General features: G+C 74.8%; 28 protein-coding genes. 12 read left to right on the top strand and 16 right to left on the bottom strand.

The genetic code is table 11. The features are described 5' to 3' along the window. Position 1: 1 nt before the first annotated feature. Positions 2-1,576 carry a PucR family transcriptional regulator gene (locus AB0K43_RS08830; RefSeq protein ID WP_363637323.1) on the bottom strand — a complete coding sequence of 525 codons (1,575 nt, stop codon included), beginning with the start codon at positions 1,574-1,576 and terminating at the stop codon, positions 2-4. A 754-nt stretch (positions 1,577-2,330) separates the two neighbouring features. Here AB0K43_RS08830 and AB0K43_RS08825 point away from each other — a divergent pair. The 3 genes from AB0K43_RS08825 to AB0K43_RS08815 all read left to right on the top strand — a co-directional run bounded on the left by AB0K43_RS08825 (position 2,331) and on the right by AB0K43_RS08815 (position 3,758). Continuing rightward, the gene (locus AB0K43_RS08825; RefSeq protein WP_363637321.1) at positions 2,331-2,777 is read left to right on the top strand and encodes an SRPBCC domain-containing protein; all 447 of its coding nucleotides are present in this window, start codon (positions 2,331-2,333) and stop codon (positions 2,775-2,777) included. After that, complete coding sequence (locus AB0K43_RS08820) at positions 2,774-3,139, top strand: metalloregulator ArsR/SmtB family transcription factor (protein ID WP_363637317.1); 366 nt, start codon at positions 2,774-2,776, stop codon at positions 3,137-3,139. The genes AB0K43_RS08825 and AB0K43_RS08820 overlap by 4 nt, the downstream gene beginning before the upstream one ends. A gap of 88 nt (positions 3,140-3,227) precedes the next feature. Continuing rightward, complete coding sequence (locus AB0K43_RS08815) at positions 3,228-3,758, top strand: GNAT family N-acetyltransferase (protein WP_363637315.1); 531 nt, start codon at positions 3,228-3,230, stop codon at positions 3,756-3,758. A gap of 17 nt (positions 3,759-3,775) precedes the next feature. Here AB0K43_RS08815 and AB0K43_RS08810 read toward each other — a convergent pair whose 3' ends face one another. Continuing rightward, entirely contained in the window at positions 3,776-4,816 is a 1,041-nt protein-coding gene (locus AB0K43_RS08810) for a Scr1 family TA system antitoxin-like transcriptional regulator (protein WP_363637313.1), read from the bottom strand. 105 nt (positions 4,817-4,921) lie between these two features. Here AB0K43_RS08810 and AB0K43_RS08805 point away from each other — a divergent pair, with 105 nt between their 5' ends. Further along, on the top strand, positions 4,922-5,131 hold the full coding sequence (locus tag AB0K43_RS08805) for a hypothetical protein (protein WP_363637311.1): 210 nt from the start codon (positions 4,922-4,924) through the stop codon (positions 5,129-5,131). Continuing rightward, complete coding sequence (locus AB0K43_RS08800; protein ID WP_363637309.1) at positions 5,128-5,448, top strand: hypothetical protein; 321 nt, start codon at positions 5,128-5,130, stop codon at positions 5,446-5,448. Before AB0K43_RS08805 ends, AB0K43_RS08800 begins: the two co-directional genes overlap by 4 nt. On the opposite strand, the gene AB0K43_RS08795 is transcribed toward AB0K43_RS08800, so the two are convergent. Continuing rightward, on the bottom strand, positions 5,396-6,484 hold the full coding sequence (locus tag AB0K43_RS08795; RefSeq protein WP_363637307.1) for an exo-alpha-sialidase: 1,089 nt from the start codon (positions 6,482-6,484) through the stop codon (positions 5,396-5,398). The genes AB0K43_RS08800 and AB0K43_RS08795 overlap by 53 nt on opposite strands. Before the next feature lie 152 nt (positions 6,485-6,636). Here AB0K43_RS08795 and AB0K43_RS08790 point away from each other — a divergent pair, with 152 nt between their 5' ends. Next, on the top strand, positions 6,637-7,398 hold the full coding sequence (locus AB0K43_RS08790) for a pirin family protein (protein WP_363637305.1): 762 nt from the start codon (positions 6,637-6,639) through the stop codon (positions 7,396-7,398). Positions 7,399-7,403: 5 nt separating this feature from the next. On the opposite strand, the gene AB0K43_RS08785 is transcribed toward AB0K43_RS08790, so the two are convergent. Then, on the bottom strand, positions 7,404-8,822 hold the full coding sequence (locus tag AB0K43_RS08785) for an NAD(P)/FAD-dependent oxidoreductase (protein WP_363637303.1): 1,419 nt from the start codon (positions 8,820-8,822) through the stop codon (positions 7,404-7,406). A 115-nt stretch (positions 8,823-8,937) separates the two neighbouring features. Beyond that, on the bottom strand, positions 8,938-10,458 hold the full coding sequence (locus AB0K43_RS08780) for an APC family permease (protein ID WP_363637301.1): 1,521 nt from the start codon (positions 10,456-10,458) through the stop codon (positions 8,938-8,940). 148 nt (positions 10,459-10,606) lie between these two features. Here AB0K43_RS08780 and AB0K43_RS08775 point away from each other — a divergent pair, with 148 nt between their 5' ends. After that, positions 10,607-11,236, top strand: a complete 630-nt coding sequence (locus AB0K43_RS08775) for a TetR/AcrR family transcriptional regulator C-terminal domain-containing protein (RefSeq protein WP_363637299.1) — start codon at positions 10,607-10,609, stop codon at positions 11,234-11,236. Positions 11,237-11,305: 69 nt separating this feature from the next. On the opposite strand, the gene trxA is transcribed toward AB0K43_RS08775, so the two are convergent. After that, the gene (gene trxA, locus AB0K43_RS08770) at positions 11,306-11,695 is read right to left on the bottom strand and encodes a thioredoxin (protein WP_363637297.1); all 390 of its coding nucleotides are present in this window, start codon (positions 11,693-11,695) and stop codon (positions 11,306-11,308) included. Positions 11,696-11,897: 202 nt separating this feature from the next. Between trxA and AB0K43_RS08765 the strand changes: the two genes are divergently transcribed. From AB0K43_RS08765 to AB0K43_RS08755, 3 genes are all read left to right on the top strand, one after another. Then, a complete protein-coding gene (locus AB0K43_RS08765) occupies positions 11,898-12,488 on the top strand; it encodes a hypothetical protein (protein WP_363637295.1) in 591 nt (196 codons plus the stop codon). Between the two features lie 143 nt (positions 12,489-12,631). Next, entirely contained in the window at positions 12,632-13,216 is a 585-nt protein-coding gene (locus AB0K43_RS08760) for a sigma-70 family RNA polymerase sigma factor (RefSeq protein WP_363637293.1), read from the top strand. Then, positions 13,213-13,887, top strand: coding sequence for a zf-HC2 domain-containing protein (locus tag AB0K43_RS08755; RefSeq protein WP_363637291.1), 675 nt, complete (start codon positions 13,213-13,215; stop codon positions 13,885-13,887). The genes AB0K43_RS08760 and AB0K43_RS08755 overlap by 4 nt, the downstream gene beginning before the upstream one ends. Before the next feature lie 24 nt (positions 13,888-13,911). On the opposite strand, the gene AB0K43_RS08750 is transcribed toward AB0K43_RS08755, so the two are convergent. Together AB0K43_RS08750 and AB0K43_RS08745 are read right to left on the bottom strand one after the other, a co-directional pair. Continuing rightward, positions 13,912-14,529, bottom strand: a complete 618-nt coding sequence (locus AB0K43_RS08750) for a methyltransferase domain-containing protein (RefSeq protein ID WP_363637289.1) — start codon at positions 14,527-14,529, stop codon at positions 13,912-13,914. Positions 14,530-14,581: 52 nt separating this feature from the next. After that, the gene (locus AB0K43_RS08745; protein WP_363637287.1) at positions 14,582-15,097 is read right to left on the bottom strand and encodes a DUF1990 domain-containing protein; all 516 of its coding nucleotides are present in this window, start codon (positions 15,095-15,097) and stop codon (positions 14,582-14,584) included. Positions 15,098-15,444: 347 nt separating this feature from the next. Between AB0K43_RS08745 and AB0K43_RS08740 the strand changes: the two genes are divergently transcribed. Continuing rightward, entirely contained in the window at positions 15,445-15,714 is a 270-nt protein-coding gene (locus AB0K43_RS08740; protein ID WP_363637285.1) for a DUF1876 domain-containing protein, read from the top strand. Here the strand turns inward: AB0K43_RS08740 and AB0K43_RS08735 are convergent. Then, the gene (locus AB0K43_RS08735) at positions 15,699-16,976 is read right to left on the bottom strand and encodes an MFS transporter (protein WP_363637283.1); all 1,278 of its coding nucleotides are present in this window, start codon (positions 16,974-16,976) and stop codon (positions 15,699-15,701) included. The genes AB0K43_RS08740 and AB0K43_RS08735 overlap by 16 nt on opposite strands. A 71-nt stretch (positions 16,977-17,047) precedes the next feature. Next, on the bottom strand, positions 17,048-18,256 hold the full coding sequence (locus tag AB0K43_RS08730) for an FAD-dependent oxidoreductase (RefSeq protein WP_363637281.1): 1,209 nt from the start codon (positions 18,254-18,256) through the stop codon (positions 17,048-17,050). Between the two features lie 167 nt (positions 18,257-18,423). Here AB0K43_RS08730 and AB0K43_RS08725 point away from each other — a divergent pair, with 167 nt between their 5' ends. Beyond that, a complete protein-coding gene (locus tag AB0K43_RS08725; protein WP_363637279.1) occupies positions 18,424-19,224 on the top strand; it encodes a VOC family protein in 801 nt (266 codons plus the stop codon). Between the two features lie 13 nt (positions 19,225-19,237). Here the strand turns inward: AB0K43_RS08725 and AB0K43_RS08720 are convergent, their stop codons facing one another. The 6 genes from AB0K43_RS08720 to AB0K43_RS08695 form a co-directional block, all read right to left on the bottom strand. Then, positions 19,238-20,608 (bottom strand): aminotransferase class III-fold pyridoxal phosphate-dependent enzyme, encoded by a 1,371-nt coding sequence (locus AB0K43_RS08720; RefSeq protein ID WP_363637277.1) that lies wholly within the window; start codon positions 20,606-20,608, stop codon positions 19,238-19,240. Between the two features lie 92 nt (positions 20,609-20,700). Beyond that, the gene (locus tag AB0K43_RS08715; protein WP_363637275.1) at positions 20,701-21,531 is read right to left on the bottom strand and encodes a hypothetical protein; all 831 of its coding nucleotides are present in this window, start codon (positions 21,529-21,531) and stop codon (positions 20,701-20,703) included. A gap of 104 nt (positions 21,532-21,635) precedes the next feature. Beyond that, positions 21,636-22,307 carry a response regulator transcription factor gene (locus AB0K43_RS08710; protein WP_363637273.1) on the bottom strand — a complete coding sequence of 224 codons (672 nt, stop codon included), beginning with the start codon at positions 22,305-22,307 and terminating at the stop codon, positions 21,636-21,638. Beyond that, positions 22,307-23,626, bottom strand: a complete 1,320-nt coding sequence (locus tag AB0K43_RS08705) for a sensor histidine kinase (protein ID WP_363637526.1) — start codon at positions 23,624-23,626, stop codon at positions 22,307-22,309. Before AB0K43_RS08705 ends, AB0K43_RS08710 begins: the two co-directional genes overlap by 1 nt. Next, positions 23,623-24,372 carry an ABC transporter permease gene (locus AB0K43_RS08700; RefSeq protein ID WP_363637272.1) on the bottom strand — a complete coding sequence of 250 codons (750 nt, stop codon included), beginning with the start codon at positions 24,370-24,372 and terminating at the stop codon, positions 23,623-23,625. Before AB0K43_RS08700 ends, AB0K43_RS08705 begins: the two co-directional genes overlap by 4 nt. Then, entirely contained in the window at positions 24,369-25,364 is a 996-nt protein-coding gene (locus AB0K43_RS08695) for an ABC transporter ATP-binding protein (protein WP_363637271.1), read from the bottom strand. Before AB0K43_RS08695 ends, AB0K43_RS08700 begins: the two co-directional genes overlap by 4 nt. Between the last annotated feature and the right edge of the window lie 48 nt (positions 25,365-25,412).

Below are 25,412 nucleotides of genomic sequence, written 5' to 3'. Positions count from 1 at the left end.
GTCAGCGCGCCGCCGCCTGCTGCGGGGCGCAGAGCAGCGCCGCCCGCAGATCCAGCCGGTCCTCCAGGCGGGCCAGGCTGCGGCCGGTGAGCTCCTCGATCCGGCGGATCCGGTAGTGCACCGTGTTGACGTGGATGTGCAGCGCCTCGGCGGTGCGCGACCACGAGCCGTCGTGGTCCAGGAAGGTCCCGAGGGTGCCGAGCAGGGAGACGCCGTTCTGCCGGTCGTGCTCGGCCAGCGGGGCCAGCAGCCGGGTGTGGAAGGCGGCCGTCACCTCCGCCGGGATGCCCCGCAACAGGGCCGCCAGCGAGCCGAGTTCGCCGCTGCTGCCGACCGCCCCGCCGACCCGCGAGTCCAGCGCGTACCCGGCCTGGACCAGCGCCCCGCGCAGCGCCCCGGCCTCCGGCCGGACGCTCGGCCCCACCCCGGCCCGCAGCAGCCGGCGGGCCGTCAGTCTGGCCTGCATGCCCGGCCAGGCAGCCCGCAGCGCGGCGGTGACCTGGGCGGCCGGCGCGGCCACCAGGCCCACCGCCCCCACCGCGCCGACCCCCGGCCCGACCCCGTCCGCCGCGCTCACCGCACCCGCCGCGCTCACCGCACCCGCCGTGCCCACCGCATCGGCCGCGCCGCTCCCGCCGTAGGGGGCCGCTGCGAACGGGACGTCGAGCCGGTGCAGGGCGTCCGCCAGCGCCGCCGCCGCCCAGACCGTCGAGCCGCCCTCGACCCGGGCGGTGACCGGGGTCAGCGGCTGCCCCTCCGGCAGGCCGCAGGCGAGCAGGGTGTCGGCCAGGCCGGGCCCGTCCTGGTCGAGCAGGTCGAGGATCCGGGCCGCGGTCCGGCGCTGGGCGGCGGCGGTGGCCCGGGCCCTGGTGGCGAGCGGCGCCAACAGCTCGGCCAGGCCGTGCAGCACGGTGGCCGCCGCCGGGGTGGGCTCGGTGTGCGGCTGGAGCACCCAGCCGTCGAACGGGGAATCGCCGGGCGGGCCGACCGGGACGGCGCCCCGGGTGCCGGTGCCCTCCGCGGAGGCGGCCAGCACCCGGCCGCCGCCGGTCAGCACCGAGCAGTCGGGCAGTCCGAGCCGGGCCACCGCGTGCGCGAGCAGCCCGGTCAGCGGCGCGTTCGAGTGCATCAGCCCGACCAGCTCCCGCCGGACCGCCTCCGGCACCGCGGCCACCCCCTGCGACCTGGCCTGGAGGTCGCCCCACAGGCGCAGGTAGATCCGGTCGGTGACCGCGCGGAAGCTGGTCCCGGAGGGCACCGACAGCAGCGGGATGCCGTGCGTGCGGCAGGCGCTCACCAGGGCCTTCGGCACCGTGCCGTGGGTGCCCTCGCCGGCGAGCAGGGCGGCCACCTCGGCGCTGCGCAGCGAGGTGGCGAAGCGGACTGCTGCGGCCTCGTCGCCGGGGTGCCACCAGACCAGCCCGGTCAGCACCAGTTCGCCGGGCTGCAGGTAGCGGGCGGGGTCCTGAAGGTCGGTGGAGGTCACCCCGGTGACCTGGCGGCCCAGCAGTTCCGGGGTGGCCCAGGCGACACCGATGTGCAGGCCGTCCAGCTCCAGCAGGTCTCCGACGATCATGTCTCGCTCCTTGTGCTCCGCGCGGGGCCCGTCCCACGGTCCCATCGCGAAAGCGAGGGGCGGGTGCGCACAGGCATCGTAAATGCAAGGCGAGACCGGGTGCTGAGCTCCTGTTCGATCACCCAGGGCGAGGCCCCCGACCTGGTGTCCGGCCCCAGTCGTCCGGCCAGTTGTGCTCCTGCTTGAATCGGGGCATCGCCGGGGAGCGAGCCGCGAATGCGAGGACCAAGGGACTTTCTTCATGGCATCCACCGGTGAAGATGTGCCTACATGTGGGGTATCTGCGGTTCGGCGCGGGTACCACCCCTCCCGGGCCGCCCGCGCGGTGCGGCCCGGGAGGGAAGGCCCATGAGCACGCCCGTCGGAGCGCCCCACCGAGCGGCCGCGGTGCAGCTGAGCGGCTGCCTGGACGCGCCGCTGCGGCTGACCGTCGCCGAGCTGCGCGAGCTCCCCGCCCACCGGGTCGAGGTCAGCTTCGACTGCCTGGGCGGCGGCCTCCGGCGGCACGGTTTCGAGGGGCCCAAGCTCTGGGACGTGCTGCGCGCGGCCGGCCCGCGGATCGACTTCACCGGCCGCGAGCAGCGCCTGGGGTTCCTGCTCACCGTCACCGGCGCGGACGGCCACCGGGCGGTGTTCTCCTGGGCCGAGATCGACCCGGCGCACCGCGACACGCGCAACTCTGCGGTTGCTTCTGAGGTAATGACGTGCAACCCTGGAGTTGCACTCAAAGTCCGCAGCGACGAAGGAGCACGCCATGAGCGAGGACCGGATCGAGCGCGAGACCCTGATCGAGGCGCCCCTGGAGCGGGTCTGGTCCCTGGTGGCCGAACCCGGCTTCTGGGTGGCCGACCCGGCGAGCGTGGCCGGCACCGTGGCCACGGAGGGCGGGTCGACGGTGGTGAAGAACCCCGAGTACGGCGAGTTCCCGGTGCGGGTGGAGAAGGTCGAACCGCCGACGTACCTGGCGTACCGATGGGCCAGCGCCTTCCCCGGCGAGGAGCTGCGGGAGGACAACAGCACCCTGGTGGAGTTCACGCTGACCGCGGAGGGCGGCGGGACCAGGCTGCGCGTGGTCGAGAGCGGCTTCGCGGCGCTGGCCGGCTCCGAGGCGCTGCGGAGCAAGGCCGTCGAGGACAACACCGGCGGCTGGCCCCAGGTGCTCGACGCGTTCAAGAAGCGCGTCGAACAGCAGGCCGCGTGACCGACGAACGCCCCGGCGCCGGTGCGGGGGTCGACGGCGTCCTGGCCGCCCTGGCCGACCCGACCCGGCGTCAGCTGCTCGACCTGCTCGCCGACCGGGGCGAGGCCACCGCGACCGCGCTCGCCGAACAACTGCCCGTCACCCGGCAGGCGGTGGTCAAACACCTCGCCGTGCTGGATGCCGCGGGGCTGGTCACCGGCGGTCGGGTCGGCCGCGAGGTGCGGTACGCGGTACGGCCCGCGGCCCTGGACTCGACCGCCCGCTGGATGGCCGGGCTCGCGGCCGACTGGGACCGCCGGCTGGCGACGATCAAGAGCCTCGCCGAGGCCGCGGAGCGGGACGCGCGCCGGTCCGGCGAGTAGTCGGGGGCGGGATATCGGGTTGAGGGCGGGGCGCGGCGGCTGCTAGGAATCCGGGGTCCGCCGCACCCCACCCGATAGCCCGTAGGAGATGACCGTGATACCCGGAGAGCTGATCCGACTGCGCCCGATGGAACCGGCGGACGCCGAGGCGCTGTGGCGCTGGAACAGCGACCCGGAGGTGATGCGGTGGATGCAGGACGGCTACCGGCAGACCCTGGCGAACGTGGTCAAGGCCATCGAGGGCCGCGAGCGCAACGGGTACGGGGACGTCCTTTACGGCGTCGAGGCCAAGGCCGACGGCCGCCTGATCGGGCTGGTCCGGCTGCACGGCGCGGAGCCGGAGACCGGCATCGCCGAGATCGACATCTACCTGGGGGAGAAGGACTACTGGGGCGGCGGCTACGGCACCGACGCGATGCGCACCATGTGCCGGTACGGCTTCGAGCAGATGCGGCTGCACCGGATCCAGCTCACCGTCGTCGCCGAGAACGAGCCGGCCCGGCACATCTACCGCAAGCTCGGCTTCGTGGAGGAGGGCCGCCTGCGGCAGGTGTTCCGCCGGGACGGCCGGTGGCACGACCAGTACCTGATGGGGCTGCTGGAGGGCGAGCTGCGCTGACAGGCCGCCGGCGTGGCTCAGACCTCGCCGAACTCGCCGTCGGCGGCGGCCGCGACGAACGCGGCCCAGGCCCGGCGGTCCATCCGGAGCACCGGCCCGGACGGGTCCTTGGAGTCGCGGACGGGCACGACGCCGGGGTGCCCGGGGGCGATCTCGATGCACTGGCCGCCGCCGTTGCTGTAGCTGGACTTGAGCCAGGCGGCGCCGTTCGTCCCAGGGGTCTCGGCCATGTTGCACAGTTCCTTCCGTCTCGCGCGGATCATCGCCAGGGAATCGGGTTGGGGCAGTGCGTCAACCTGGAGCTGATCGTAGCCCTTGGTCCACTCCGCGACCGTTTCGACATCGCGATCCAGGAAGCCGCGTTGCAGCGTCTCGGTGTAGCCGATGTTCGTCCCGTCCCGGAGTGTCAGCAGCGTGACCGGCAGGGTGAACGGGACCCGCTCGCCCAGGGCGAACGGCGCCACCTGGATGACGACGCCCGGTCGCTGCGCGAGGCGTTCGAGCCGGCCGAGCTGCTCGGCCATGACCTGGGGCCCGCCGACCGTCCGGCAGAGCGCGCTCTCGTCCAGGACAACGTGCAGCAGCGGAGCCGGCGTTCGAGTCAGCAGGCGCTGCCGCGCCAGCCGAAAGGCGATGCGCTCGGCCGCCTGCTCCTGACTGATGCTGCCGCGCAGCATGGCGGCCGACACCAGCGCGGTGGCGTACCGCTCGGTCTGGAGCAGGCCCGGGATCACCGCGAGTTCGAACAGGCGGAGTTCGGTCGCCACCGCCTCCTGCTGGGCGAACTCCGGGAAGCCGTCGATCAGTGACTCGTGCCCGAGGTGCCACCACATCAACGCGAGCGTCCCGCCGGTCTCCAGGACGCCGTCCGCCAGCGCCGCGAACTTCGCCGAGGGCACGCGGTCCGCGCGCTCGACGCAGGACACGTACGCACCGGAGTAGTTGACGTGCCGTCCGAGCTGGTCCTGGGTCAGTCGCCGTGCGGTGCGGAACCTGCGCAGCTGGACGCCGAAGGCGGCCAGGGGCGAGGTGGAGGGGTCGACCTCCCGGATGTTCACGCCTGCCTCCGATTCAACAGTGCGGTCTGTCGAGTTGAAGTCGCTCCGATGCTACCGCCGTACCGTCATGCTCTGTAGCGGAACGACTACACAGAGGAGTCAGTCATGACGGTGGGCGAGAGTGGCGGGCCGGAGCGGTCGGGGCCGAGGCCGGGTGAGCTGGTCCGGGACCACCGGTCCGATCGGGTCGGTGTGCTGATGGACGTCCACGGGGGGCGGCTGTACCTGCGGCCGCCGGGCGGCGGCGTCGAGTGGACCACCGAGCCGGACCAGGTCGGCCCGGCGGGCGGTCCCGACCTGCGGGAGCCGGCGTGAGGCGGCGCCTCGCCGCGGCCCGCCGGGCCCACGGGCTGGCCCGGCGGCTGGCCCTGGCGGCGGGCGCCCGGGTGCGGCTGGTCGCCGGGCCGGCCGGCTACCTGCTGTCGCTGCCCGTGCCGCAGGACTCGGATCGGCTGGCGGCGGTGCTGCCCCTGCTGGCGCTGGCGGACCGGTTCGGGCACACCACCCGGGGCGGCGGGGTGGTGTGGTGCGCCGTCGACCGCGCGCCGCAGGGCGCCGGGGGCGGGGAGCCGGGGCGGCTCAGGGGATCACGGCGGCCCGGACGCAGAGCACGTCCGGCAGGTGCGAGGTGAGCAGTCGCCAGCTCTCGCCGTCGTCCGCCGAGCCGTACACCTCGCCGTTGCGGTTGCCGAAGTAGACGCCGCCCGGTTCGGCGTCGTCGGTGCACAGCGCGTCCCGCAGCACCACGCCGTAGTGTGCGCCGCCGGGCAGGCCGGTGGAGAGCGGGTGCCAGCTCTCGCCGCCGTCCTGGGTGCGGTAGACCCGGCAGCGGTGGCCGGCCGGCAGCCGGGCGTAATCCGCGTCGAGCGGGAAGAGGTAGGCGGTGCCGGGGCGGCGTGGGTGGGTGGCGAGGCCGAAGCCGAAGGTGGCGGGCAGGCCGTCCTCGATCGGGCGCCAGCTGCCGCCGCCGTCGTCGCTGCGGTAGACCCCGCCGTGGTTCTGCAGGTAGAAGCGGTCGTGGTCGCCGGGGTCGGCGGCGACCTTGTGCACGCACTGGCCGAACTCCGGCGCCGGGTCGGGCAGGAACTCGGCCCTGATCCCGGTGTTGGACGGCTGCCAGCTCCGCCCGCCGTCGGCGGTCCGGTAGACGCCGCCGGTGGAGACCGCCACGGTGACCCTGGCCGGGTCGCGCGGGTCGGTGAGGACGGTGTGCAGGCCCTGGCCGCCGAAGCCGGCGGCCCACTCGGCGCGCTGCGGGTGCTCCCAGAGCGCGTCGACCAGCTCGAAGCTCTCGCCGCGGTCGGTGGAGCGGAACAGGGCGGCCGGCTGGGTGCCCGCGTAGACCACCCCGGGCGCCTCCGCGCCCGCCGGTTCCAGGGCCCAGACCCGCTCCAGCGAGGTCCCGGTGTGCTCGGGGAAGCGGACCGCGGGCCGGGGCGGCTCCTGCCAGCTCGCCCCCAGGTCGTCGGACCACCAGACCGAGGGCCCCCAGTGGCTGGAGTCGGCGCCCGCGAGCAGCCGCACCCGCTCCTCGCGCCGGTCGATCGCCAGCGAGTACACGGCGTTCATCGGGAAGTGCGGCCCGGTGAAGGCCCACTCCCGCCGATCGCCGCTGCGCCCCAGGAAGAGGCCCTTCTGCGTGCCGACGGCCAGCAGCACCTCGGTCATGGCGAACCCACCTACCCGGTCTCGGAGGACCCCCGGCGCCAGTCTGCTCCGGGCCGCGGCGGGCCGCACGCCACCGCGCCGGGAATGGACCGGCACCCCGAGGTGGTTTAGGATTCAACAAGAACGGTCCCGCACCGGAGGAGATGCCGACCATGGCTGCCACGATCGACCTGCGCCGCGCCGACGAGCGCTTCCACACCCGGACGGGGTGGCTGGACTCCCACCACTCCTTCTCGTTCTCCAACCACTGGGACCCGGCCAACACCCACTTCGGGCTGCTGCTGGTCTCCAACGACGACGTGGTCGCGCCGGGCACCGGCTTCGACACCCACCCGCACCGGGACATGGAGATCATCACCTGGGTGCTGGACGGCGCCCTGGTGCACCAGGACTCCGAGGGCCACAACGGCATCGTCTACCCGGGCCTGGCCCAGCGGATGAGCGCCGGTACCGGCATCCTGCACAGCGAGAAGAACGACTCCTGGACCATCGACGGGCAGCCGGAGCACCGCGACCCGGTCAGGTTCATCCAGATGTGGACCATCCCGGACGCGGCCGGCACCGTGCCCGGCTACGAGCAGCTGGACATCAACGACCAGCTCGCCCAGGGCGGTTGGACCACGCTGGCGTCCGGGATGGGCAAGCACTCCGCGCAGCGGGCGATCGGCATCCGGCAGAAGCACGCCGCGCTGCACGTCGCCCGGGTCCGCCCCGGCGAGACGCTGGAGCTGGCCACCGCGCCGTTCGTCCACCTCTACGTGGCGCGCGGCGAGGTCTCGGTGGAGGGCGCGGGGCTGCTGGCCCAGGGCGACGCGGCGCGGATCACCGGCGCCGAGGGCCAGCGGGTGACCGCCGGCCCCGAGGGCGCCGAGGTGCTCCAGTGGGAGATGGACGCCGCGATCGCCATCGGCTGACGCGGCTACCGGCCGTCCCGGCAGCCCTCCAGCAGCCGGAGCCAGACCTCGCTGATGGTCGGGTAGGAGGGCACGGCGTGCCAGAGCCGGTCGATCGGCACCTCGCCGACCACGGCCACGGTCGCCGAGTGCAGCAGCTCGGCGACCGCGGGGCCGACGAAGGTGGCGCCGACCACCACCGAACGGTCCTGGTCGAACACCACCCGGGCCCGGCCGGTGTAGCCGTCGGCGTACAGCGAGGCGCCGGCCACCTGGCCGAGGTCGTGGTCGACCGCCCGCACGTTCAGCCCGCGCTGCCGGGCCTGCGCGACGGTCAGGCCGACCGAGGCGGCCTCCGGCTCGGTGAACACCACCTGCGGAGGTCCGGCGGTGTCGGCGCTGGCGGCGTGCGCGCCCCAGCGGCCGGTGTCCGCCTGCTCACCGCGGGCCCGGGCGGCGATCGCGGCGCCGCTGATCCGGGCCTGGTACTTGCCCTGGTGGGTCAGCAGGGCGCGGTGGTTGACGTCCCCCGCCGCGTACAGCCAGCCGCCGGGCACCTCGGTGACCCGGCAGCTGTCGTCCACCGCGAGCCAGCTCCCGGCCGCGAGGCCGACCGTCTCCAGGCCGATGTCCTCGGTCCGCGGGGCGCGCCCGGTGGCGTACAGCACCTCGTCGGCGGTGATCGCACCGCCGCCGGCGAGCAGCAGCTCGACCGGGCCGCCGTCCGCTCGGCGCACCTCGCCGACCTCGGTGCCCAGTCGGACGTCCACGCCGGCCGCGCGCAGCCCGTCCGCCACCAGTTCGCCGGCGAACGGCTCCATCCGGTCCAGCAGCCGCGCGCCGCGCACCAGCAGCACCACCTCGGAGCCCAGCGAGCGCCAGGCGGTCGCCATCTCCACCGCCACCACGCCGCCGCCGACCACCGCGAGCCGGCCCGGCGCCCGCTCGGCGCTGGTGGCGTCGCGGCTGGTCCACGGCTTCGCCCCGGCCAGCCCGGGCACCTCCGGCAGGACGGCGCGGCTGCCGGTGCAGACCGCGACCGCGTGACGTGCGGTCAGCACCCGGTCGCCGACCCGGACCTTGCGCTCGCCGGCCAGCCGCCCGTGACCGCGCACCAGGTCGATGCCGGCGCCGCGCAGCCAGTCGACCTGGCCGTCGTCCTTCCAGTGCGAGGTGAACGCGTCCCGGCGGGCCAGCACCGCGGCCTGGTCCAACCGCCCTTCGGCGGGCACCCCGGGCAGCGCGCGGGCGTGCGCGAGCGCGGAGCCCGGGCGCAGCAGCGCCTTGCTCGGCATGCAGGCCCAGTACGAGCACTCGCCGCCGACCAGTTCGCTCTCCACCAGCACGGTGCGCAGCCCCGCCGCGGCCGTCCGGTCGGCGAGGTTCTCGCCGGTCGGCCCGCCCCCGAGGACCACCACGTCGTACTCATCGGCCTGTTCGGACATGGTTCTCCCTCGACGTCGGACACGGCACCGCCCCATCCTCTGCCGGGGGGCGGTGCCGTGGCCAGTGCCCGCCGCCGGTGTGTCGCTCCGGGGCCGGGCCGTCGCTCGGTGGCGGTCAGAGCACCGCGGGGGCGAGTTCGCCGGTGTCCGACCGGTCCGGGACGGGGCCGCGCATCAGGCGTTGCGGGCGGCGCAGCAGCAGGTAGCCGATGCCGAGCAGGGTGACCACGCCGGTGCCGAGCAGGGCGGCCCAGACCTGGTACCAAGGCGCGCCGGGTGGGGCCAGGACGGCGCGCGGCCAGCAGATGTTGAGCACCTCCAGACCGGTCCACAGCACGGCGAGGGCGTTCAGCGGGGTGCCCCAACGCCCGTACGAGACCGCGCCGCCGGGGCGCCAGGTGCCGCGCAGGCGGGCGATCAGCGCGGCCAGGCTGAGCAGGAAGAACGGCAGGAAGGTGGCGGCGGTGCCGAAGGTGATCAGGCTGCCGATCGCGGTCGACTCCAGACCCAGCGGCAGCGCCGCGGCGCTGATCAGGGTGGCCGCCACCAGGCCGCCGATCGGGGCCCGGTGCCGGTTGACCCGGCGGACCTTGCCGGCGAACGGGAAGACGCCGTCCCGGGCGAGCGAGTAGAGGCCGCGGGCGGCGCCGCCCTGCGAGGCCATCAGGCAGGCGGTGAAGCTGACCAGCACGACCAGCACGAACGGCTTGGCGGACCAGTCGCCGAAGCCGGTGGTGACGGCGGTGGTCACCGGGTCGAGGTCGGTCCCGGCGACCACGGCGGCCGGGTCCGGGTGGGCGAGCACCACCGAGACGGCGTTCAGGATCACCACCGCGCCCACGCTGAGCAGCGCCCACCGCATGGCCCGCGGCACCTGGCGGGCGGCGTCCTTGGTCTCCTCGGCGGTGGAGACGCAGGCGTCGAAGCCGATGAAGGCCCAGCCGCCGACCGCGACCACGGCGAGGAAAGCCATCAGGCCGCCGGTGCCGGTGGTGGCGGGGGCATCCAGGGTGTCGGTCAGCACGCCGATCCCGTGCTGCCGGTAGAACAGCAGCAGCGCCAGCCCCACCAGCACCGAGGCGACGGCCTCGGCGGCGATGCCGAGCGAGACGATGCGGCGCAGCAGGTTGATGCCGTAGGCGTTGACCAGCGTGCAGGCCAGCAGGAAGGCGGCGGCCGCCAGCACCAGCCGGGCCGGGGTGGGGGTGGCGCCGAACAGCGCGAAGAACCAGGGCGCGGCCAGGTAGGCCACGGTGGTGTTGGCGAACATCACCGCGAACTGCCACATCCAGCCGGTCATCCAGGCGAACGAGGGCGGGGCCAGCCGCCGGCTCCACTGGTACGCGCCGCCGGCCAGCGGCCACTGCGAGGCCAGCTCGGAGTAGACGCAGACCACCAGCAGCTGCCCGAGCAGGCAGATCGGCAGCGCCCACACCCAGGCACCGCCGAAGACCCCCATGCCGACCTGGGCCACCGCATAGAGGCCGACCACCGGGGAGACCACGGCGAAGCCCATCGAGATGTTACCGAGCACGCCCAGGCTGCGCCGTAGCTCCTGCCGGTAGCCGAGCGCCGCGAGCTGGTCGCTGTCGGCCACCGCGGCGGGGGCGTGTGCTCTCGGGGGGTTCTCGGTCATGTCCGGGCCACCTTGCCGTCGACGAAAACTAACTTTGTTAGTCGGGGACGGTAGCCCCTGGCCGCCGAGGAGGGAAGGGGTCGACACCAGCTGTAACGTGACCGCGTCGGCGGCGGCCGCCGACGCCGGACAGGAAGGGCGGGGGAGCGTGGGGCGACCGAGCAGGGCGCTGCTGAGCAGGGAGATCATCGCCCGGGCCGCGCTGGAGCTGATCGACGGCAGCGGTGCCGAGGGCCTCACCATGCGGGCCCTGGCCGACCGCCTCGGGGTGAAGGCCGCCTCCCTCTACAACCACCTGGCGGGCCGCGACGAGCTGCTGGACGCGCTGGCGGAACTGGTCAACGAGGAGATCGACCTCACCCCGTTGGAACGCGCCGACCGCTGGGAGGGCCTCGCCGGGTACGCCCGCGGCTACCGCGCGGTCTTCCTGCGGCACCCCAACACCATTGCGCTGCTCGCCCGCCGCCGGGTCGAGGCCGGCCGCCAGCTGCTCACCTACGACTCCCTGCTGGCCGCGCTCGGCCGGGCCGGACTCGCCCCCGCCGACGCGGCGGAGGCCGCCGCCGCCCTGGACTACCTGGTGCTCGGCTCGGCCCTGGAGACCTTCAGCGCCGGCTTCACCCGGGACAGCGGCTCCTACCGCCCGCGCCACCCCGCCCTCGCGGGGGCACTGGAGGCCTCCGCCGCCCGCGGCCCCGGGCTGGACGAGCGCGGCTTCGAGCTGGCCCTGCGGCTGCTGCTGGACGGCCTGGCGGCCCGGGCGGCCCGCTCGGCCTGACACGGCGGCCGGGCCCGGACATGCCGGTGGGGGCCGGCTCGTCCCGGCCCCCACCGCTCGGGGGAGCGCTCAGCCCTGCGCCTGGGCCTGCGCCTTCTGCTCCGCCACGTTGGCGTGCACCTCGGCCATGTCCAGCTTGCGGGCCTGCGCGATCAGGTCCTCCAGGGCCGGCTCCGGCAGCGCACCGGCCTGGGAGAACACCAGCACGCCCTCACGGATGATCGCCAGGGTCGGGATCGACTGGATGTCGAAGGCCGCCGCCAGCTCCTGCTGCGCCTCGGTGTCCACCTTCGCGAAGGTCAGGTCGGAGTGCCGCTCGGCCGCACGCTCGTACACCGGCGCGAACATCCGGCAGGGGCCGCACCAGCCCGCCCAGAAGTCGATGAGGACGAACTCCTTGCCCTCGGCCCCTTGGACCAGCTCGTCGAAGTTGTCCTTGGTCAGTTCGACCGTGCTCATCGGTTTCTCCCTGCCCTTCGGTAGTGACTCGGTCGCGTCAACGGACAGCCTGCCCGGTCTATTCCGAAAAAACTTTCCGCCACGTTGAACACGCACCCCGAAACGCTCGTATCCCTGGATGAGCGGGTGCCGGACGGCGCTCGCGGGGGCCGTCGAAGCCACCCGAACAATCAACCGACACACGCCATGTGGGGGATCCGCCATGCCCAAGTTCAGCCGCGCCGCCGCTTTCGCCGCCGCCTCCGTCGCCGCGCTGGTGCTCGTCACCGCCTGCGACTCCGACACCGACCCGGCCGGTTCGTCCGCCCCGGCGGCCCAGTCCGGAGCCCAGTCGGGCGCCCAGTCCGGTGCTCAGGCCGGAGCCGCGCAGAGCCCGGCCACCGCCGACAACGGCAAGCCCGCGCTGCAGACCACCAGCTCCGGCACCCTCGGCACGATCGTCACCGACGGCAACGGCTACACCCTGTACCGCTTCGACAAGGACACCGCCAAGCCGCCCATGTCGAACTGCAACGGCGGCTGCGCGACCACCTGGCCGCCCGCTCCCGCCACCGACAACCCCCAGCTCAAGGGCATCGACAGCAAGCTGGTCGGCACCGTCACCCGGGCCGACGGCAGCAAGCAGCTCACCCTGAACGGCTGGCCGCTGTACCGCTACGCCCCCGACACCAAGCCCGGCGACACCAAGGGCCAGGGCGTCGGCGGCACCTGGTTCGCGGCCGCCCCGACCGGCGCCAAGGCGGGCGCCACCCCGGCCGGCCCGAGCCCCAGCGACAGCGGCTACGGCTACTGACCGGGCGGGACGGGTGCGGCGCGGGCGCCCGCGCCGCACCCGATGTGGGTATCGACAGATCCGGCCGCCGACTTGAGGCGGCCGCCGGTAGCGACCGACGGAATCCGCCCTCTCGGGGGCCCGTCTCGACCTGGAGGCAACGGGTGCGCAAGGATGGCACCGTGACCGACCTTCCCCGCGCCGCCGGACACCGCTCCGGCGGCGGCCCGCCGACGGGCCCGGGGCCGGACGAGGAGCTGATGCGGACGCTGTACCGCGACCACGCCGGCCCTCTGTTCGGCTTCGTGCTGCGGCTGGTCGCGGGCGATCGGCAGCGGGCGGAGGACGTCGTGCAGGAGACCCTGGTCCGGGCCTGGCGCAACATCCACCGCCTGGACGTGGACCACGGATCGGTCCGGCCCTGGCTGGTGACCGTCGCCCGGCGGATCGTGATCGACGGTCACCGCAGCAGTCTGGCCCGCCCGCGCGAGGTGGACCCGTCACCGCTCGAACTGCTGCCCGCCGAGGACGAACTCGAAAAGGCGCTGCGATTGATGACCATCTCCGATGCGCTCGACGACCTCAGCCACGCCCATCGCGAGGTCATCGTCGCCACCTATCTGAAAGGCTGTACGGTCAATGAGGCGGCAGCCGAACTCGGCATCCCGGCAGGCACAGTCCGGTCCCGGATCTTCTACGCCCTGCGCGCGCTGAAGATCGCGCTGGAGGAGCGAGGAGTGACACCGTGACGTCGTATCAGGACGAGCACCTCGACGTCGGCGCGTACGTCCTCGGCGTCCTCGACCCGGCCGACCGGCTGCGGTTCGAGGCGCACCTGGCCGGTTGCCCGCGCTGCGCCGGGGAGGTCGGCGAGCTCGGCGGCCTGGAGCCGCTGCTGGCCGAACTCGCGGAAGCCGGACCGGTCCTGGAGCAGCCGAGCGACCACCTGCTCGGCCGCCTGGTGGACGAGGTCGCGGCGGCCCGGCGGCGCAGCCGCACCCGGCGGCTGGTGCTGGTCGCGGCCGCGGCCGTGCTGGTGGTCGGCGGACCGGCCGTGACGCTGGCGGCCACCGCCCAGGACCCCAAGCCCGCCGCCGTGGCCACCCAGCAGTTCAGCGCCACCGACCCGGCCACCGGGGTGTCCGCCACGGTCGGGGTGACCGGCAAGAAGTGGGGGAGCCAGGTCAGCCTGGCGCTGTCCAACGTGGCCGGCCCCAAGCAGTGCGACCTGATCGCCGTCTCCCGCGGCGGTGAGCGCCAGACCGTCACCAGCTGGTCCGTCCCACCGGCCGGCTACGGCAGCGACGCCGCCCTGCAGACCTCCGGCGGCGCGGCCCTCCAGCCCTCCGAGATCGACCACTTCGAGGTCCGGACGCTGGACGGCCAGCAGCTCCTGGTGTCCGTCCCCACCAAGATCTGACCGGCGAGGGACCACCGGCCCGATCTACGGCGCCACCGCGATGCCGAGGGAGTCGGCGCCCATCGGCTTCGGGGCGCCCTTCTCGTAGAAGACGTCGAGTTCGGCGATGGTGAAGCCGGCGTCGGTCAGCAGGCCGACGATCGGGCGGGTCAGGTGGCAGCCGGCGAAGACCCGCACCTCCAGCGGGTCCAGGCGGTGCTGCCAGCGGCGGACGTCCTCGTCCGGGGCCAGGCCGTGCTCGACGAAGTGCAGCGTGCCGCCGGGCTTGAGCACCCGCCGGACCTCGCGCAGGGCGGCGCCGGCGTCCGGGATGGTGCACAGCGTCCAGGTGGAGAGCGCGGCGTCGTAGGTGTCGTCGGCGAACGGCAGCGACTGGCCGTCCAGCCCCGCGCGCTGGACCAGGACGGGCGTCGCCGCGAGCCGCTTGCCCGCCAGCCGCCACCCCACGTCGGAGGGTTCGACCGCGTCCACCCGCGTGACGGCCGGCGGGTAGTAGGGGACGTTGAGCCCCGAGCCGAAGCCGATCTCCAGCACCTCACCGCGCAGCCCCGCGCACACCCGGCGCCGCAGCGGCCTGGACTCCTTCATCCCGCAGGCGACGTTCACCAGTCGTGGCACGACCTGCTCGGTGTAGATCCCCATGGCGACCTCCGCTGCTCACCTCCAAGTCTGGCACCGGCACCGCCGGGCCGGACTACCCCGCGAGGACGCGGCGCAGCGCCCGGCCGTAGTGGCGGGCGAACCGCCGCTGCAGGAGCGGCACCACCGGGCCGGCGAGCCGGGTGTACCAGCGGCCCGGGCGGCTGAAGGCGGTGACCGAGAACCAGACCCCGAGCGCCTGGTCCAGCTCCACCACGAAGGCCTCCTCGCCGCACTCGGGATGGCCGGCGAGGGTGCCGTACGAGAAGCCGATCCGGTCCGGCTCGTGGGCGGCCCACACCACCCGGCACGGTGCGGTGATCCGCAGCGGCCCGGCGCCGATCGCGCAGTGCACCCGGGCTCCCGCCTCGGCCCGGACGGCGGGGGAGTAGACCTGGACGCCCGCCGCGCGGTGCATCCGCCAGTCGGTGACGGCGGCGCCGGCGGCCTCCAGCACGTCCCGGCCGTGGCCGATCAGCACCCGGTGGCGCAGGTGGTGGTACCCGGCGGGGAGCGGCCCGGGGCGGGTGGCCGCGCCGACCTCGGGGTAGCTGAACGGCTTCGCGGTCATCGCTGCTGCTCCTTCGTCACCGGGCCCGGACTCGCCCCGGCGGAGACTCTACGCGCAGAATTGAACGTGTTCAACAGGGCCCTGGGCGGCCCCCTCGGCGCACACTGAGAGGTGGAGGAGGCCATGCGCGCCCGGCCGGCCTGCGGCCGTCGTCGTGTGGGCGGATGCCATGTCGAAGAGCCCGTTGGTCTGTCCCCGCTGCGGTCGCCCCCAGCGGGTGGTGCCCGGTGGCCCCGAGCGGCCCGCCAAGACGGTGCACGCGGACACCGGCCGGGAGGACTGCGACCCGGCCGGGGCCGGACGGTCGCCGCAGTGAGCGCGGAACGGCACACCCAGGAGGTGCTGCGATGAGAACCCTGGTCGGTTGGCACATCGAGATGGAGTTCCAGGAGGAGGGCGACCGCACCAAGGCGGTGGCCATGGTCCGCCTCGCGGACGGTACCGAAGTCCGCTCGCACGGCTACAGCACCCGGCACCACGCGGACGCTCCACAGCTCAGGGTCGGTGAGGAGGTGGCCGGGGCCCGCGCGCTGAACGATCTCGCCATGCAGCTGCTCACCAAGGCGCACGAGGAGCTCAAGTCGAACGTGACGGCCCCGGACTACCCGCTGATGTGAGGCTGCTCCAGCCGGCCCCCGGCCGCCGTGCCCGCGACGGGGCGGCCGGGGGCCATGACCGCCCGGGACCGCTCGGCCCACCGCACGGCGGGCCGCATCGCGGCCCCCGCCAGCGCGAACACCCCGCCCAGCAGCAGCCAGCCCGGCGCGCCCCACCCGAGGACCACCGTGGTCAGCAGCAGCGGGCCGATCGTCCTGGCCACCGCCACCCCGCTGCCGAAGAACCCCTGGTACTGGCCCTGCCGATCGGCCGGGGCCAGCCCGAAGCCGATCTCCCAGGAGCCCGAGGCGAGCAGCATCTCGCCGACCACCTGGAGCGCGGCCGAGGCCAGCAGCACCCCGGCGGCCGCCCACGCCGCCCCGCCGGAGCCGGACACCGCGAAGCCGGCGCAGGACACGGCCAGCACCAGGCCCGCGTGTCGCACGTACCGGGCCGCGGTGCCCAGCCCGTCCACCCGGCCGGCCACCCGGACCTGGAACAGCACCACGCTCACCGTGTTGAGCACCAGCAGCGCCGCCGCCGTCCAGTCCGGGGCGGTGGTCCGCTGCACGATCCACAGCGGCAGGATCAGCGAGAGCAGCGGCATGTAGAGCAGCAGCACCGCGTTGACCAGCGCCACCACCGCGTACGGCCGGTCACGCAGCACGGCCAGCCGGGGCCCGCCGCCGGTGCCGGCCGGGGCCGGGGCGGTGGCGGGCAGCCGGCGCAGCAAGGCGGCGGCGACCAGGAAGCTGAGCGCGTCCACGGCCAGCACCGCCAGGTAGGCGGCCCGGGTGTCGTAGTGCAGGGCCACGCCGCCGAGGGCGGCGCCGACGGCCAGCCCGGCGTTCACCGTCGACTGGAGGTGGGCCCGGGCCGTGGTCCGCTCCGCGGGTGGCACCAGCGCCGCCAGCAGCGCCTGCCGGGCCGCCGAGAGGCCGCACTGCGCGCAGGCGTACAGCACGGCGCCGGCCAGGAAGACCGGGTACGAGCGGGCCACCAGGAACACCCCGACCGAGCCGGCCGTGGCCACCGCCAGCAGGGCGGCGACCCCGCGCGGGCCGCGCCGGTCGGCGAGGTGGCCGAGCGGCACCCCGGCCAGCGCGCCGATCGCCCAGCCGAGGGTCAGCCCGAAGCCGATCCGGGTCGGCGTCAGCCCCACCACCCGGGTGAAGTACAGCGCGGAGCAGACCAGGAACGCGCCGTCCCCCAGCGCGTTGGTCAGCTGGGCGGCGGCCAGCCGCCGGGCCGGACCGGCCGGCGGGATCAGTCTGCTGCCCATCCGGGCCCCCTCCCAGGATCAGTGACAGCACCCTAGGGCACGGCACCGACAACCGGGTGGGGCCCGGGTGTTCAGAGCAGATCCGCCAGCGGGACCCGGCCGTTGGTCAGCTTCTCCGGGTCGATCCGGCGGCCCGAGCGGACCAGCTCGCGGATCGGGTCGGTGACGTCCCAGACGTTGACGTTCATCCCGGCCACCACCTGGCCGTCGGCCAGCCAGAAGGCGATGAACTCACGGGCGGCGACGTCCCCGCGGAAGACCACCCGGTCGTAGCCGCCCGGCTCGGCGTAGCCGGTGTACTCCATCCCGAGGTCGTACTGGTCGGTGAAGAAGTACGGCACCCGGTCGTACACGGCCTCCCGGCCGAGCATCGACAGCGCCGCCACCTTGGGCTGGTTGACCGCGTTGGCCCAGTGCTCGACCCGGATCGGCTTGCCGTAGAGCGGGTGGAAGGCGTTGGCGACGTCGCCGGCCGCGAAGATGTCGGGATGCGAGGTGCGCAGGTGCTCGTCGGTGCGCACACCGTTGTCGACGCTCAGCCCGGCCGCCTCGGCGAGCGCGGTGTTCGGGCTGATACCGACGCCGACCAGGACGGTGTCGGCCGGCACCAGGGCGCCGTCGGCCAGCCGCACCCCCTGGTCGGTGAGCTCCGCGACCTGGACACCGAAGCGCAGGTCCACACCGTGCGCCCGGTGCAGGTCGGCGAAGACCTGGGCGACCTCGCGCCCGAGCACCCGCAGCAGCGGCAGCTCCGCGGCCTCCAGCACCGTCACCTGCGCGCCGGCCGCCCGGGCGGCCGCGGCGGCCTCCAGGCCGATCCACCCCGCACCGATGATCGCGATCCGCGCGCCGGGGCGGAAGTCCTCCCGCAGCCGGTCGCTGTCCCCGACCCGGCGCAGGTGCCGTACCGCCTCCCGGTCGCCGCCCGGCACCGGGAGCCGGCGCGGCGAGGAGCCGGTGGCCAGCAGCAGCTTCGACCAGCCGAGCCGGCTGCCGTCGGCCAGGGTCACCGTGCGGGCCTGCGGGTCGATCGCGGTGGCCGCGGTGCCGAGCCGCAGCTCCACCCCGTGCTCGGCGTACCAGCCGGCCGGATGGACGAAGATCTTCTCCCGCTCGGTGCCGCCCAGCAGGTAGCCCTTGGAGAGCGGCGGCCGCTCGTAGGGCCGCTCGGTCTCGTCGCCGATCAGCACGACGGGGCCGTCGAAGCCCTCCGCGCGCAGCGCTTCGGCGGCTTTCGCCCCGGCCAGGCTCGCGCCCAGGATGACGTATGAGGTGTCCATCTCGGCTCCCTACCCCGTTGCTCCGACCGCCCATCACACCCGAGACCGGGCCCGGCCGCCGCCAAGGCCACGCCGGAGTCACCCGGCCGGGCCGCACGCGCAATCCGGCCCGAATTGTCGGACACGCCCTAGGCTGAGCTCGGCAGGACCGGAAGGAGCAGCTCCGAATGGGTGATCCGATGGGCGAGAAGACGGTCAGGGTGCGCTGTGTCCCGGGGGCGCCGTGCTTTGTCAGCCTGACGGCCAGGGACCTCGACCTCGCGCAGGCGTTCTACGGACCGCTGCTCGGCTGGAGTTTCGAGGCCGGCCCCGACCGCTGGGGGCCCTACCTGCGGGCCGTGGTGGACGGCATCGAGGTGGCCGGCATCGGCGCCCTCGGCGGCGACTGGGACGTCCCGGTCGCCTGGACGACCATCATCGGCACCGAGAGCGCGGACCAGGCCGCCGACGGCGTCCGGGAGCGCGGCGGCACGGTCGCGGTGGGCCCGCTGGCCTTCGACGCCGGCCGGATCATCCTGGCCTCGGACACCGCCGGGGCGGCCTTCGGCATCTGGGAGGGCGAGCCGGCCGCCGAGAGCTGGATGGCGAAGCCGGGGACACCGTCCTGGCTCGAACTGCGCACCCCCGACCCGTTCGCGGCGGCGCTGTTCTACGGCGAGGTCTTCCGGTGGGACGGCCGGGATCCGGCGCACTTCGAGGTGCGCTACGAGCACGAGCGGGTGGTGCTGCGGGTGGAGGGCCGGAGTGTGGCCGCGCTGCGCGGGGCGGAGCCTGGCCTCGGCCCGCACTGGGAGGTGTTCTTCGCGGTGGCCGACACCGAGTCGGCGGTCCGGCAGGCCGTCGAGCTGGGCGGCAAGGTGGTGGGCGACCCGTCGGACACCCCGTACGGGCGGGTGGCCCGGCTGTGCGATCCGGAGGGCGCGCTGTTCTCGGTGATCGGCCCGCTCCGCGGGGGCGGCCCGGACTGACCGGTGCCGGGGCTCACCCGCACATCTCGTCCAGGAGATCGTCGAGCAGGCCGAGGTAGGTGTCGATGTCGGCCTCGTCGTGGGCGAAGCCCGCGTGCGGACCGGCGGAGGAGATGGCCTCCCACACGCCCCGGTTGGCGAAGTAGACCCGGCGGGTGTCCGAGAAGAGCGGGTCGAAGTCGCGGTGCGCCTCCCGCGCGTTCCGCGGCAGCTCGGGGCCCGGGCAGTAGCCGGACCGGGCACCGAACCGGTGGGCGCGCCAAGGGAGTTGGTGGGCGCGCGCGGCGGTCTCGATACCGTCGGCCAGGCGGCCGCCCAGCCGGGCGATCCGGTCGTGCTCGGCCGGCGTCATCAGCTCGCTCAGCACGACCTCGGTGCAGGCGAGCGACAGGGCGTTGGCGAACAGCGTGCCGCCCAGCGCGATCCCCACCGTGGCACCGGTCTCGTCGCCGAGCTGCGAGCCGACCAGCGCGGCCAGCTCCTCGGTCATGCCCCAGGCGCCGATCGGCACCCCGCCGCCGATGCCCTTGCCACCGGTGACCAGGTCGGGGGCGATGCCGTAGTGGGCGACCACGCCGCCGTACAGGTCGAACTGGGTGTGGGTCTCGTCCACCACCAGCAGGGTGCCGTACCTGCTGCACAAGGCGCGCAGCCCCGGCAGGAAGCCGTCGTCGGGCAGCACCGTGCCGCAGTTGGTCAGCACCCCCTCGACCAGCACGGCCGCGGTCCGCCTCGCGCGCAGCACCCGCTCGGCGGCGTCGAGGTCGTTGAAGTCCACCACCGCGAGGTCGTCCGGCGGCGTGCCCAGGCCGGTCGCCTCCGGGACCACGGCGCCGGCGCCCTCGTCCGCCCAGAGGGTCTCCTGGAGCTGGCCGTGGTACTTCCCGTCGAGGAGCAGCAGGCCCGGGCGGCCGGTGGCGACCCGGGAGACCCGCAGGGCCTCGGTGTTCGCGGTGCTGGCGGAGAGGGTGAACTGCCACTGCGAGAGCCCGAAGCGCAGCCGCAGCTGTTCGCAGACCGCCAGCGCCGGCTCCACCGGCAGGAACATCTGCACGCCCCGGGCGGCCTGCGCGGCGATCACCTCGGTCAGCCGGGGGTGGGCGTAGCCGAGGACGGTCGACATGTCGCCGACGTTGAAGTCCAGGTAGCTGTTGCCGTCGACGTCGGTGAAGGACGCCCCGCTGCCGTGCGACACCCACAGCGTCGGGGTCCGGTAGAAGGCGGTCATCCAGCTCATCGGTACGCCGCCGGGCATCAGCCGCCGGGCCCGAGCGTCCAGCGCCAGCGACTTCGGCACCCGGGCGTGGAAGGCCGCGTCCTCGCGCCGCCGGATCCGTTCCAGCGAGTCGCGCTGCCGTCCGGTCAGCCCGGTCGAGGAGTCCATGGGCACCCCTTCGCAGATCGGCGCCCGCCCTTCCACCCTAGGTGTCGGCGGCCCCGGTCGCAGGGCAGGCGGGGCATCGGCCGGCGTGCCGGTCAGGGGTGGCGCAGGCCCGCGAACAGCCGGTGCATCGCCTCGGGCAGCTCCTCGGGGCCGGCCACCGGGTGGTGGTACTCGAAGCGGGCGTCCAGCAGTTCGGAGCCGGTGCCGATCAGCCGCACCCGCAGGCCGAAGCGGTCGAGGGCGACCGGCTGGACGCTGTCGAGCGCGCCGACGGGGCCGGGCCAGGCGTGCCGGCCGCTCGGGCGGTCGAGCGCCCGTGCGCCGAGCAGGGCCAGCTGCTCCGGGTGCGCGGCGGACAGGTGCTGGAGCAGCGAGGCCTCGTCGGCGGCGACCGGGTCGGGCTCGGCGCGGGCGAAGGCGGCGAGGTCGACGCAGCAGTCCGAGCCCCAGAGGTCCTCGACCGCGAGGTGGTCGAGCTCCAGGCGCAGCAGCCCGTGCCCGGCGGCCGGCCGGTGGGGAAAGAGCTGCTCGATCCGCTCGATCCGCTCGGTGCCCTCGGGCGGGAGCAGGGTCAGCCGGCCGTGCGCGTGGGCCCGGGCCCGGATCCGCTGCGGGACGGCGACCGGTGCCACGTCCACCGCCTCCAGTTCGGCGGGCACCTCCTCGTTTCGGGACAGCGCCACCACCCGGTAGAGCGGGGAGGAGGTCTCCACCAGCACGGCCACCGCGCCGTCGGGCAGGCCCGCGCAGGTGACCAGCGGCGGGATGCCGGGCCGGTTCACCAGGTCGATGCCCGGTACGTCGACCACCACGGAGGAGGCGAACTGCAGGATCGTCCGGGCGCGCTCGGCGGCCGTCGGCGCGGTGCGGCGGGGCTCGACCCGGTCGGCGACGCGGGTCGGCAGGTTCTCGGCGTGGGGCATCCGTCCTCCTCGTTTCTTAGGTGAGCCTAACCTAAGAAACGAGGGCGGGGGAAGATGCCGCGCGATCGGCTCCGCCGGCCGGCGCCGGCGGTCAGCTCGGCCGGTCAGCTCGGCCGGTCGCCGCCCGGCACCAGCAGGCCGAGCTCGTAGCCGGCCGCGACCGCGGAGGCGCGGTCCTTGGCCGCCAGCTTGGCGTAGATGTGCAGCAGGTGGGTCTTGACGGTGGCCTCGCTGATGAACAGCCTGGCCGCCGCCTCGCGGTTGCCGGCGCCGCCGGCGATCAGTTGCAGCACCTCCAACTCGCGTGCGCTGAGCACCTCCTGCGCCGGGGCGCGGACCTGGCCGAGCAGCTTGGCGGCCACCGTCGGGGAGATCACCGAGGCCCCGCGCGCGGCCGAGCGGACCGCGTGGAACAGCTCCTCGCGGGCGGCGTCCTTGAGCAGGTACCCGGTGGCCCCGGCCCGTACCGCAGGCAGCACGTCGGCGTCGGTGTCGTAGGTGGTGAGCACCAGCACCTTGGCGGGCAAGCCGCGTTCGGCCATCGCGCGGATCGCCGAGACGCCGTCCATCCGCGGCATCCGCAGGTCCATCAGCACCACGTCCGGGCGCAGCGCCCCGGCCAGCACCAGCGCCTCGGCGCCGTCCCCGGCCTCGCCGACCACCTCGAAGCCGGCGGCGGTGGCGAACATGCCGCGCAGCCCGTCCCTGACCACCGGGTGGTCGTCCACGATGAGCAGCCTGATCGGCTGGTCCCCGTCCGTCATCAGCTCCGTCATCAGCTCTCCCTGCCGATCGCCGGGACGGTCACCGACACGGTGGTGCCGAGGCCCGGTTCCGTCTCCAACCCGACGTGCCCGCCGAGGTCCTGGGCGCGCCGGCGCATCGCCGCGAGCCCGTAGCCGCCGCCCTCGGCGCGGGAGACCTCGGCCCGCGCCCCGTCCACCCCGGCGCCGTCGTCCCGCACGTCCAGGGTGACCTGGTCGGGCAGGTAGGACAGGGTGACCCCGACCCGGGACGCGCCCGCGTGCTTGGCCACGTTGGTGAGGGACTCCTGGGCCGCGCGCAGCAGGGTGACCTCCACCTGCGGGTGCAGCGGCCGGGCGTCCCCGGTGACGGTGAGCCGGGCGGCCGGCCGGTTGAGCGCCTGCCACTGCGCCACCGCCTCGGCCAGCGCGCCGGGCAGCGCGGCCCGCTCCAGCTCCGGCGGGCGCAGCGCGTGCACGGCGCGCCGGGCCTGGTCGAGGCTGTCGCGGGCGAGCCGGGCGGCGTTGTCCAGGTGCCGCCGGACGTCCACGGCTGGGGAGCTCTGCTCGCGGGCCCCCTCGGCGGCCTGGAGCTGGGTGACGATGCCGGCCAGCCCCTGGGCGACGGTGTCGTGGATCTCCCGGGCCAGCCGCTGCCGTTCCTCGGTCACCCCGGCCTCCCGGGCCTGGGCGACCAGTTGGGCCTGCAGGCCGGCGTTCTCCGCCAGCAGGGCGGTCAACCGGCGGTTGGCCTCGGCGAGTTCGGCGTTGGCGGCCTTGCGGCTCAGGCTCAGCCGGTCGGTGGCCGAGTTCAGCGCGACGATCACCCCGGCCACCACCAGGTTGAAGGCCAGCACCGCCAGCAGGCTGCCCAGCTCCCGCCAACTGCCCGGTGGCACCCCGCCGGTCTGGGCCAGCGACCCCGGCAGCGCGGCCACCGCGACCCCCGCCACCCGGGCCGCGCCCGCCCGCAGGTGCTGCACGGCGTGCAGGTAGCCGGAGAAGGCGAAGAACCCGAAGTACGGGTTGCAGAGCACCAGCAGCAGGTTCAGCGCCACCAGCACGGTGAAGTGCGCCGGCCCGTGCCAGGCCCGGCGGCGGGCCGCGGGGAGCCGGTCGAGCCCGTCGCGCAGCAGCAGCCAGGCCGCGGCGGCCCCGGCCACCGAGATGGTGAGCGCCGCCGGTCGGGCCGTCGGCACCGGGACCACCAGCGCCAGCGCCAGCGAGACCAGCAGCGCGACGTAGGCGAGCGGGGCGAGCGCCCGGTCCAGGCGGTGCTGCCGACGGCCGAGGGCGGCCTCCCCCGAGGGGTCGGTCGCGGTCGGCTCCGGCCCGACCGGGCGCTTGATCATTCCCACCGGAACAGCTTGGCAGCGGCGGCGCCGCAGCCGAGCGCGAACAGCGCCAGTGTGACCAGGTCCACCCCGTGCGGGAGGTGGCCGGTCCAGGTGTCCTGCAAGGCCTGGACGGCCGCGCCGCTGGGGGTGAGGTCGCCGATCCGGCGCAGCAGTTCGGGGGTCAGGTCGCGCGGGATCCAGATGCCGGAGAAGAACATCATCGGGAAGAACAGCGCCGCGCCGATGGCGTTGCCGGCCTTGCCGGACGGGGCCACGGCCGCGACCAGCAGCCCCATCGCGAACAGCGCGCAGGCGGCGAGCACGAACGCCAGCAGGAATCCGAGCGGCTGACGCGGCAGCGGTACCCCGCAGACCAGCCCGACCGCCGTCACCAACAGCAGCGAGACCACCGCCACCGCCAGGTACAGCGGCAGCAGCGCGGCGAGCACCAGCGCCGGCCGGACGGGCCCGGCGGACAGCCGGCGCAGCACCCCCCGTTCGCGGTAGCCCGCCAGGACGGGCGGCAGACCGTTCATGGCCAGCGTGAGCAGGCTGAAGACGGCCAGGATCGGCGCGTACAGCTGAACGGTGCTCAGCCCGTGCAGGTCGGCCGAGGCGCGGCGCAGGGCCGGGATCGCGCCGAGCACAGCCATCAGGACGACCGGGAAGGCCAGGCTGAAGAAGGCGGTGGCCGGATCGCGCAGGAACAGCCGGGCCTCGACGGTGGCCAGGCGGCGCAGGGCGTGGGCGGTGGTGCTCATCGGGTCCTCCGGGCGGCGGTGCGGTCGGGGTCGGCGACCGCCGGGCGGTCGGTGCGGCTGGTGCGGGCGGCACGGTCGGGCTGCTCGGCGCGGTCCGGGCGGCCGGTCAGCGTGACGAAGGCGTCCTCCAGGCTGCGCTCGTGGATCCGCAGGCCGGTGACGACGATCCCGCGGCCGGCCAGCAGCCGGGTGACCTCGTCCGCGTACCCGCCGGTGCCGGTGACCTCGACCCGGCCGTCCCGCTCGGTCACCCCGGTCACCCCGGGCAGCCGCCCGAGCTCGGCCAGGTCCAGCGGGGCGGTGGGGCGAAAGCCGAGGGTGCCCGCGACGCCGGCCCGGGCGATCAGCTCCCGCGGGGTGCCCGAGGCCACGATCCGGCCGCCGTCCAGCACCGCGGCGCGGTCGCACAGCGCCTCGACCTCGTCCATGAAGTGCGAGACCAGCAGCACCGTGACGCCGCTGTCGCGGACCTCGCGGACCAGCTCCCAGGTCTCCCGCCGGGCCTTCGGGTCGAGGCCGGTGGTCAGCTCGTCCAGGAACGCCACCTGCGGGTTGCCGACCAGGGCGAGTGCGATGAACAGCCGCTGCCGCTGACCGCCGGAGAGCTTGCCGAAGGCGGTCCTGCGCAGCCCGCCCAGACCCCACTGCGTGGCCAGGTCGGCCGGATCGCGTGGCCGGGGGTAGAAGGAGGCGTAGAGCTCCAAGGCCTCGCCGACCCGCAGGGCGTCCTGCAGCCGGGTCTCCTGGAGCTGGACCCCGATCCGGGCGCGCAGCTCGTGCGCCTGGCGGACCGGGTCGAGGCCGAGCACCCGGACGGTGCCGGAGTCGGCCCGGCGCAGGCCCTCGCAGCACTCGACGGTGGTGGTCTTGCCCGCGCCGTTGGCGCCGAGCAGGCCGAAGATCTCGCCCTCGCCGACCGTCAGGTCGACGCCGTCCAGCACGCCGCGCCCCCGGTAGGCCTTGCGTAGTTGGGACACCTCGATGACCGCCACGGCCACCACCCCCCGCTGTTCTCGTCCGCCCGGCTCCCTGCCGTGCTA

The sequence above is a fragment of the Kitasatospora sp. NPDC049258 genome, from assembly GCF_040678895.1.
Lineage (GTDB): Bacteria > Actinomycetota > Actinomycetes > Streptomycetales > Streptomycetaceae > Kitasatospora.
The sequence above is the reverse complement of the archived record's forward strand: the minus strand, read 5'-3'. Positions and strand labels throughout refer to the sequence as shown.